Source organism: Parabacteroides hominis, from assembly GCF_014287585.1.
GTDB classification, from domain to species: domain Bacteria; phylum Bacteroidota; class Bacteroidia; order Bacteroidales; family Tannerellaceae; genus Parabacteroides; species Parabacteroides hominis.
Genome location: NZ_JACOOJ010000006.1, coordinates 179,549 through 188,956 on the forward strand (window position 1 = coordinate 179,549; position 9,408 = coordinate 188,956).

Annotated in this window: 4 protein-coding genes; 2 read left to right on the forward strand and 2 right to left on the reverse strand. The window is 47.6% G+C overall.

The window, feature by feature from the left end:
* Position 1 precedes the first annotated feature (1 nt).
* Positions 2-2,374 carry a hybrid sensor histidine kinase/response regulator gene (locus H8S65_RS05575; RefSeq protein WP_222616244.1) on the forward strand — a complete coding sequence of 791 codons (2,373 nt, stop codon included), beginning with the start codon at positions 2-4 and terminating at the stop codon, positions 2,372-2,374.
* On the opposite strand, the gene H8S65_RS05580 is transcribed toward H8S65_RS05575, so the two are convergent.
* Both H8S65_RS05580 and mfd read right to left on the reverse strand, forming a co-directional pair.
* The gene (locus H8S65_RS05580) at positions 2,369-4,285 is read right to left on the reverse strand and encodes an AMP-dependent synthetase/ligase (RefSeq protein WP_186929018.1); all 1,917 of its coding nucleotides are present in this window, start codon (positions 4,283-4,285) and stop codon (positions 2,369-2,371) included. The two genes, H8S65_RS05575 and H8S65_RS05580, sit on opposite strands and share 6 nt — an antisense overlap.
* Before the next feature lie 7 nt (positions 4,286-4,292).
* Complete coding sequence (gene mfd / locus H8S65_RS05585; protein WP_186929031.1) at positions 4,293-7,652, reverse strand: transcription-repair coupling factor; 3,360 nt, start codon at positions 7,650-7,652, stop codon at positions 4,293-4,295.
* A gap of 305 nt (positions 7,653-7,957) precedes the next feature.
* On the opposite strand from mfd, the gene H8S65_RS05590 reads away from it, so the two are divergent.
* Positions 7,958-9,190, forward strand: a complete 1,233-nt coding sequence (locus tag H8S65_RS05590) for a phage integrase SAM-like domain-containing protein (protein WP_186929019.1) — start codon at positions 7,958-7,960, stop codon at positions 9,188-9,190.
* The last annotated feature ends 218 nt before the right edge of the window (positions 9,191-9,408 follow it).

Here is a 9,408-nt window from a genome sequence, read left to right on the forward strand (position 1 = left end):
TATGCAATTGGAAACAAATCTCGAATATAGCCTGCTGATGGGGCTCACAGGTGTCAGTGTCAGCAAGCATCTGTTGGATGAGCACTTCACCCTTTTGTGGGCGAATGATTTTTATTATGATCTGATAAAGTATTCCAAAGAAGAATATGAAACTCTTTTTCACAACAGGCCGGATTTATATTATAAGGAACATCAGGATCTCTGGAATGTATTAGCCGGAAAAGTTTATGAAACGATTGAAAATAAAGCGGAAGGTTATGAACTTGTCACCCAGATGCCGGTGAAGGGCGGACTGAGATGGATCAAATTGACTTCGACCTTCACCGATCAGCTTCAGGATGGCATCCCGATGTCATATACGGTCATGACCGATGTGGAAGATATCATGCAGGCACGTCTTGAACAAACGATCGCCTACGAAAATCTTCCCGGTTTTATAGCCAAACATAAGATCAGAAAAGACGGTAGTTTTACGCTGATAGAAGCAAATGACAAGTATAAGCATTTTGCGGATGTAGACGAGGGATCTTTCTCATCTTTTACGCCTTTTTCGAGGTTGGATGAGAAAAGTCGCAAGATATTGGATGGACATGTCCCACTTATGCAGAAAGGTGAATCCGTCCACTTTGTCATCCGGTCGGGAAGCTGTTGCGGGAATGACATCTGGTTGCAATTGAACGGGGAGTGTATCGGGTGGGAAGGGGAAGAACCGGTATACCTGATCGTGTATATCGATATCACGGATATCACCGAACAGCGTGAGCTGCAGAAAAAGCTGGAAGAGCGGTCGGTGCAATTGAAAGAGGCGCTTATTACGGCAGAAAAAGCCAACCAGGCGAAATCCGATTTCCTGGCCCGCATGAGCCATGACATCCGTACCCCGATGAATGCGATAGTGGGGATGACAGCAATAGCCGGCGCTCATATCGATGATAAGGAGCGGGTTTTAGATTGCCTGAATAAGATCACGGGAGCTTCCAAACTGTTGCTTAGCCTGATTAACGAAGTGTTGGATATGTCTAAGATCGAAAGTGGAAGGTTGAACCTGTCTGACGATGAGTTAAACATCGGGGAACTGCTGCAAGACCTGATTGTCATGATGCAACCGGAAATCAAAAGCAAGCGGCATAAACTGGATATCCATGTGATGGGGATACAACATGAAAATGTAATCGGCGACACGCAGCGGATTAAGCAGGTATTGATGAATATCCTTTCCAATGCAGTTAAGTACACTCCGGATGGGGGAAGGATCCTGATAAGCATCGACGAGCATCCTTCGCAAGATGGCATTGGGAACTATGAGTTTGTGTTTGAAGATAACGGGAGAGGGATGGAACCCGAATTCCTTGAAAAGATCTTCCTGCCGTTTGAACGAGCCGATGACCGGTTGATCAAAGGAATACAAGGGACAGGGCTTGGAATGTCTATCAGCCATAAGATCATACAATTGATGGGTGGGGAGATCAAGGTCGAAAGCGAATATGGAAAAGGAACCCGTTTCACGGTTAAGATGCCTTTACGGCTTCAGGAACGGGTTGCAGCCGAAACAATGAAAATCCAGGGATTGTCCGTCCTCGTGGTTGATGACGACCAGGTCGCCTGCCAGGGCACTTGCCATTGTTTGGAAGAAATCGGTATAAATAGCGAATGGGTTTGTTCCGGCCAGGAGGCTATAGCTATCGCTGTGGCTAAGAAACGGCAAAAGATGGATGATGAACACTTTATCGTCATCATGGACCTGAAGATGCCGGACATGAATGGCATTGAAACCACTCGTCTGCTTAGAAAAGAGATAGGCCCGGACATACCGATCATCATTTTGTCTGCTTATGACATAGAAGAATATGAGGCTGAAGCCAGAGAAGCGGGAGCCAACGGTTTCATCTCCAAACCGCTGTTCAAATCAAAATTGCTTCAGGTATTAAAGAAGTTTACAGAGGAAGAGGATCTGAAATCCAAGGCAAGCCCTAAGAAACTATCTGCTGCCGACTACACCGGCAAACGAATCCTGCTGGTGGAAGACAACGAATTGAACCGGGAGATCGCAGTCGAAATAATCGGAAGCACAGGAGTTTCCATCGATACGGCGGTAAACGGGCTTGAAGCCGTAAACATCGTATCCCGATCGGCAGAAGGCTACTATCAAATGATTCTGATGGATATCCAGATGCCGGTCATGGATGGTTACGAGTCGACTCGCCGTATCCGGACGCTTTCCCGATCGGATGTCGCCGATATGCCTATTGTTGCCATGACGGCGAATGCCTTCTCAGAAGATGTGGCAAACGCCGTTGAAGCAGGAATGAATTACCATCTGGCTAAACCGATCGATATTGCAACTCTGATGATGGTGTTGGATAAATACTTATGAAAGCCCTTTTCCAAGGGCTTTTTTATTCTCTTCATTAACCGGATTCTTCCCCTCCGGCGTGTAAAGATGGTCGATGCGGGAGGCATATGCTTTTTCTACTTTTCCGCGGACGATCTTCATCGTGCTGTTGACCATGCCGTTCTGTTCGGTGAATGGCTCCGGCAGGATGGCAAAGGCAGCGGGCAGCCAGCGGTCGGGGAAAAGGGTGGACAAGTCGCCTCCCTTACGGAAACGGTCTATCTGGGATTGGATGATCCGGATTGCCTCTTCGCGTCCCTTATCGGATGAAAGATCGAGATGCTGGTGCGCCAGATGCTTCTTCAGGCGGTCCTTGTTGGGAACGACAAGGGCAACGGTATAGGGACTCTGGTTGTTATACAGGATCAGCTGGTCGATGCAGGAAGAGTGTTCGACAAGCGCCTCCTCGATCCCTTCCGGGCTGTATTTCTCTCCGTCACTGCCGATCAGCAGGCTCTTGAAACGTCCGAGGACATAGAGCAGGCCGTCATGCCCTATATATCCCATATCTCCGGTGTAGAGCCACCCGTCGCGGACGGTCTCGGCGGTCGCTGCCGGGTTCTTCCAGTAGCCGGCCATCACATTTTCGCCTCGTATGACGATCTCTCCCTTTTCGCCTGCCGGAAGCTCTTTCCCGTCGGCATCGCATATTTTCAGGTCGAGCGGACGGACCAGCACGCCGCTGCTGCCGAAGGTATGCCGCTCAGGGCCGTTGGTCGAGATGACGGGAGTCGCTTCGCTTAGTCCGTAGCCTTGGTACATCGGAAGCCCGATTGCGTAGTAGAACTTTTGCAGGTCCTTGTCGAGCAACGCGCCACCGCCGATGAAGAACTTCAACTGGCCGCCGAAGTTTTCGCGGACTTTCGCGAAAAGCACGCGGTTGAACAGGCTCACAAGCGGTTTCAGCAGGAACCGGGCGCCGCGTCCCTTGTCTTCTCCGCCGTCTCCGTTATAGGTGTAGGCTGTTTTGAGGGCAAAGTTGAACAAACGGGTTACATGCTTGCCCTGGGCGCGGATGCCCTGTTCGATATTCTTTTTGAAGTTCTTGGCCAATGCCGGGACGCTCAGGATCAGGTACGGCTTGAACTCTTTGATGTTGGCCGGGATGTTCTTTAATGTTTCCAACCCCGTCCGTCCAACTTGTACGGTGGCTACGGATGCTCCTTTCGACATGAAGATATAGAAGCCGACCACATGTGCAAAGCAATGGTCGAGCGGAAGGATCACAAGCGTGCGCCATGTATGGTCGATATCGACGCAAGACAGTGCTTGTTCCACATTTGCCGTGTAGTTGCGATGTGTCAGGATGACGCCTTTCGGGTCGGCTGTCGTGCCTGAAGTATACGTTATGGTCGCATAGTCGCCATTCTGCAAGGACTGTCCGACTGCAAGGAAGTCTTCCAGAGAATGAGAGGCCAGATATTCTTTACCCATCCGGAGCACTTCGGACCAGGTGGTTTCTTTTTCTTTATGTTCCGGCAGTTCGTCTATCACGATTACTTTTTCTACTAAAGGCAGTTTGTCCATGATAGCCCGTATTTTTTTGAGCTGGTTGCCGGAAACCAGGATATATTTCACATCGGCATGCACGAGGCGGAACAGCAGGTCGTTCGCTTCTTCGAGCTTGATGGATAGCGGGACATTGGTTGCACCGGCGTAGAACATCGCCAGTTCGCCGATGATCCAGGCATTACGACCTTCCGAAAGGAGCGCCATGTTGTCGCCCTTCTTCACACCGAGAGCCATCAGCCCGGCACTGGCCGTATAGACTTGTTGCTGAACCTCCTTGTAAGTGGTCGGTTCGAAGGCATCCGTGGTTTTTTCCCACAGGAAAGGGTTGTCGGGATATTGTCTTACCGAACTCTCGAAAAGGTCTATAATTGTCTTCTTCATATATGATTTATTTTTGTATTTGCACTTTCTCTATCTCTTCAAGGTAGATGCAAGCAGCCTCCACCGTCGGTACATTCTTGATCGCGATGCTGCGCTTCCCGTTTTGTTCGCGAAGCGTGCATTCACGCGGATGCTTCTGGATGAAACCGAGCAGTTTGTCGAACGCTTCGCTCTCATAATAGGGGCTTTCGGGATTGGTGACGAGGAAGATGTTCATCTGTCCTTTCTTCAATACTATTTTCTCCATGCCTAACATCTTTGCCATACGGCGCAGGCGGACGACGCGGATCAACTCTTTTCCTTCTTTCGGCACTTTTCCGAAACGATCTTTCAGGCGTTCGGTGAAAGCAAGGATATCGCGTTCTTCCTCCATTTTGTCCAATTCGCGATAAAGGGAGACGCGCTCCGAATCGTTCGGGATATAGGTCGGCGGGAACATCAGTTCCAGATCGCTTTCGATATAGGTTTCGCGGACATATTCGCTACCGGTGTCAGGCCGCTTTTCGGTGGCATCGGAATACAGGTCGGCAAATTCTTCTGCTTTCAGTTCGTCAACGGCTTCTTCCAGGATCTTCTGGTACGTCTCGTAGCCTAAATCGGCGATGAAGCCGCTTTGCTCGGCTCCTAACATATTACCGGCTCCCCGGATGTCGAGGTCCTGCATGGCGATATGGATGCCGCTTCCTAATTCCGAGAAATTCTCGATAGCCTGCAAACGGCGGCGTGCTTCCTGCGTAAGGCTTGACAGGGGCGGAGAGAGAAGGTAGCAGAATGCTTTCCGGTTACTTCGCCCGACACGGCCGCGTAATTGATGCAGGTCGGACAATCCGAACTGTTGTGCATTATTGATGATGATCGTGTTTGCATTCGGCACGTCGATGCCGCTCTCCACAATGCTCGTGGCGATCAGTACGTCGTATTCGTAATTGACAAAGTCCAGAATGATCTTTTCCAGCTTGTCCGGCTCCATCTGCCCGTGGCCGACGGCGATACGGGCATCCGGCACTTCGCGTTTGACAAGCGCCTCCATTTCATAAATATTCTGGATGCGGTTGTTGATGAAGAAAACCTGCCCGTTACGGCTCATCTCGAAGTTGATGGCTTCGCGGATGATGTCCGGGTTAAAACGTTCCACCTCCGTTTGCACCGGGTAGCGATTGGGCGGGGGAGTCGTGATGCTCGACAGGTCACGGGCTCCCATCAGCGAGAATTGCAAGGTACGGGGAATCGGCGTGGCGGTCATGGTGAGCGTGTCGACGTTGGCTTTCAGCTGGCGCAGTTTCTCTTTGACGGATACGCCGAATTTCTGCTCTTCGTCGATAATCAGCAGGCCGAGGTCTTTGAACTTGACATCCTTGCCGACAATGCGGTGAGTGCCGATGACGATGTTCACGGTTCCGTCTTGCAGGCCTTTCAGAATCGCTTTTATATCTTTAGCAGTACGCGCCCGGCTGATATATTCGATCCGGCAGGGAAAATCTTTCAACCGTTCGGAGAATGTCTGGTAATGCTGGAATGCTAACACCGTAGTCGGAACCAGCACGGCCACTTGCTTGTTGTCCGAAACGGCTTTGAAAGCGGCGCGGATGGCTACCTCCGTTTTCCCAAAGCCCACATCTCCACAGATCAGGCGGTCCATCGGACGGTCGTTCTCCATGTCGGTTTTGACATCGGCTGTCGCTTTCATCTGGTCCGGGGTATCTTCGTAGATGAAGCTGGCTTCCAATTCGTGCTGCATGAAGCTGTCCGGGCTATAGGCAAAGCCTTTTTCCTGTTTCCGTTTGGAGTAGAGGAGGATCAGGTCGCGGGCGATATCTTTTACTTTCGACTTGGTGCGTTCCTTCATCTTCTCCCACGCTCCCGTGCCGAGCTTGCTCAGTTTGGGTGGTTCTCCGCTGTCCTTGCCTTTGTACTTGGACAACTTATGGAGGGAATGGATGCTGACGAATATGATATCGTTGTTCTGATAGATCAGCTTGATGGCTTCCTGCATCTTGCCGTTCACTTCCGTGCGGACCAGTCCGCCGAACTGTCCGACACCGTGGTCGATATGCACGATGTAGTCGCCGGTCGTGAATTGGTTCAACTCCTTTAACGACAGAGAGAGTTTTCCGCTTCTTGCCTTGTCGCTTTTCAGGTTGAATTTATGGAAACGGTCGAATAACTGGTGATCCGTGAAAAGGCAGACACGCAAAGTCTCGTCGGCGAAACCTTCATGTATAGTCTTGTTGACAGAGGTAAAAGGAATATTGTCTCCCCGGTCCTCGAAGATGGCACGGATACGGGTTGCTTGCTTTTCTACGTCACTCAGTATATATAATGTATAGCCGTTTTCTAAATATTTGTGGAAAGATTCGCTTACCAAATCGAAGTTTTTGTGATAGATCGGTTGTGCTTCCATTGAGAAAGCTAAGGTGGCATCGGCTACTCCCGTTGGACGCGTACCGAAATGAAGACGGCTGAAACCGAGTGCCCCACGCAGGAAATCCTCTCCGGTAATCAATTTGGCCCGCAGTTGTTCGATGTCGGCAAACGATTCTTCGTCTCCGATGATCGGTTCTTCATTCCAGATACTGCCGATACGCTCTTTTACCCATGCCAGGTCTTTGCTGGCGAGCAATGTCTCGGACGGCAGCGAATCCAGCAGGGACGAGTTGGTTCGGTTTCCTTTTGTCATTTCGGGCACGATATAGATACTGTCCAGCTTTTCTTTGGATAGCTGTGTCTCTACATCGAACGAACGGATCGTCTCTACCTCGTTTCCAAAGAAGTCGATGCGATAAGGAAATTCATACGAGAACGAGAATACGTCTAAGATACTGCCGCGCATCGCATACTGCCCCGGCTCATAAACGTAATCTACCTGCTCGAAACCGTATTCGTCCAGCACGTCGGAAACAAACATATTGTCCAACTTCTCACCGACACTGATCTTCAGTGTGTTTTCTTTCAGAACCTCCCGCGAGATCACTTTCTCCGCCAATGCTTCCGGATAGGTGACAATAACGAATGGTGCAGTCGGGTCTTGCAACGTGCTGAGAACTTCTGTCCGCAGGATTTCATTGGCGGGGTCCACATGTCCGTACTTGATGGCACGCCGGTAGGCAGAAGGAAAGAAATAGATTCCGTCACCTCCCGTGAGCTGTACCAGATCATGATAAAAGTAGCCGGCTTCCTCCAGGTCATTCAACACACACACATAGCTCCCCCTTCTTTTTGAAAAAAGAGAAGCTATTGTTATTGCGGCCCCTGAACCGTTCAGTCCTTTCAGAAATATATTGCGGGACGTTTTGCTTTTTAACAGGGTATTTAATGCCGCCACTTGCGGATGGGCGGCATATTGTTTTAGTAAATCTTGTACCTCCAATGTGATATGTTCTTTTCGCAAAGGTAGAGTTTTTGTTCAAAATAGTAGATATGCGTAGTATTAAATCAATTAAAATATGTACCTTCGCCCTACAAATTTAGAAGGATTATGTCAGACAGTATTGTTAACTGAAGCATATTCTTTGTAATGCTAATCTCCCATAACTGATTATTAAAAAGGTTATTGTGGCTGTTTGAGATATAATGGCTTAGGGCTATTTGACCAGTTTTTACCTCCTTACATTGCTGGTTTAACAAGGAAGTCTTGCCAGAATAAAAGGCTCCGTTTACAAATAGTTTACAGTGATGGCTTATTTCAAAGTTTGTGTCAGGGGGAAAAGAAAAGATAATACATATCCTATTTATATTAGGGTAACTCACCTTCGTCAAGTAGGATATATCAAGACAAATAAGGTATGCAAGGCTAAGTTTGTCCGGAATGGTGATATAACAGACCCTTATATCATCAAAGATGTGTATATCCAAATAGAAACTTATTTGGATCGTTTGAATCGTGTCAATACGGAAGGATGGGATTTGGGGAGGGTTATGAATTTTATTAAGAATGATAGAGACTCTATTTCGTTTTCTGACTTTGGCCGAGAGTTTATCTTGAAAATGGAGAATGAAGGTCGGGGGAGAAGTGCGAAAAACTATCTGTTAGCTCTTAAGAGCATGGAGAGTTGCTTCGGTAACCGAAATATATCTTTTTCCGATATAACGTCCTTTTTTCTGAAGGATTGGATTTCTTCTATGAAAAACAGCAGACAGAAAAAGAATGCCTATCCGAATTGCGTGAAAACCATGTTTAGGGCCGGATGCGATAAATATAATGACTACGATACCGGTGAGATGCGCATCAGGCATGATCCGTTTCGTGTGGTAAAGATACCTCCTAAGAATATTGCAGACAAGAAGGCGCTGCCGGTAGATGTTCTCAGGCGTTTTTTTGATGTTGATATTACCTCTTTGAAACCAAGTAAGCGAGGTATGCCGCCAAGAGCATATATCGCCAAAGATGTATCATTGTTGGTGTTTTGCTTGGTTGGAATAAATACGGTGGACCTTTACAATTTGGGCAAAGGTTGTTATAAGGATGGAAAACTCTGCTATAATAGAATGAAGACAAAGGGGCGGAGAGCTGATGAGGCCTATATTGAGATAGAGGTTCCGGATTTAGTAAAACCTTTGTTTCTTAAATATCAAGGAAGAGGGGACAGGCTGTTTAATTTCAATGAAATATATGCTTCGGATAAGACTTTTAATGATTGCGTTAATAGAGGAATAAAGGATATTGTGGAGTTGGGTGGTTTGCCTCCTGTTTCTACATATTCATTCCGACATTCTTGGGCTACAATAGCTCAGATTGTTTTTGAAGCTGGGTTAGATGTTGTTGGGTTATGTCTAAATCATGCGTCTCCGCTCCGGGTGACGGCTGGTTATGTAAAAACAGACTTTAGTATCATTGATCGTTTAAATATTAAGATATTGAGGTATGTCTTTGAAGAAAAAATAAAAAAAGGCGGAAATAATTTGTAGATTAAGAAAAAGCCTCTATATTTGCGATTGAAATAGCGAGTTGGATTTTAGACGAAAGTTTGAGATCCAATTTTTTGTGTTTATACACATTGTCTTAAACTTTCCTGTAAACATCCGATAAATAACCATTTACCTGGTGCCTTCCATAAAATCAGGCACAATGACAATATCTGTTTCAAAAAACATGTTGCTTGCGAAATTGCAGCAACTTTCTCGAA

Bases quoted from the DNA above. Each gene is read 5' to 3' on its own strand.
- H8S65_RS05575 (WP_222616244.1), top strand. From the start codon at position 2: ATGCAATTGGAAACAAATCTCGAATATAGCCTGCTGATGGGGCTCACA.
- H8S65_RS05580 (WP_186929018.1), bottom strand. From the start codon at position 4,285: ATGAAGAAGACAATTATAGACCTTTTCGAGAGTTCGGTAAGACAATAT.
- H8S65_RS05590 (WP_186929019.1), top strand. From the start codon at position 7,958: ATGGCTTATTTCAAAGTTTGTGTCAGGGGGAAAAGAAAAGATAATACA.